This is a genomic window from Salinimicrobium oceani (assembly GCF_012037645.1).
Genome location: NZ_JAAVJR010000512.1, coordinates 1 through 480, shown reverse-complemented (window position 1 = coordinate 480; position 480 = coordinate 1). Strand labels below are relative to the sequence as shown.

Here is a 480-nt window from a genome sequence, read left to right as displayed (position 1 = left end):
TGTATGAGCCATTCTTTCTCCTCCCCCATGAATTTTACATCTTCCTCTCCTGAAATTGCTTTGTTTTTAACTGAAAAATATTGAGCCAATGGCATACCAATATCCGGATGCAACCAACGGTAAAGCCATTTAGCAAAGGGATTGGTAAAGACCTTTTTCATCCTTTTAAAGCCTTTGTCTCCGGGGCCAAGTCCGTCCCCGTGACCTATCAGGAATTTTTTGTCGTTGAAGATAAATTCCTTAGGCCTGCGAAAAACAGGAATATTCAGTTCTTTTTCAAAATAGTCATTCATCCACAGATCATGGTTGCCTACAAAAAAGTAGAGGGGAATTCCCCGGTCTCTAAGCTGAGCCAGTTTTCCCAGAACTCGCACAAAACCCTTAGGTACCACATGCTTATACTCAAACCAAAAGTCGAAGAGATCCCCTAACAGGAAAATTGCTGCGGCATCCTGGCTCACCTCATCGAGCCATGCAACA

Annotated in this window: 1 protein-coding gene; it reads right to left on the bottom strand. The window is 43.1% G+C overall.

Annotated elements, in window-relative coordinates:
- Positions 1-480: UDP-2,3-diacylglucosamine diphosphatase (locus tag HC175_RS17990; protein WP_168139630.1), on the bottom strand; the 480-nt coding region annotated here is incomplete at both ends.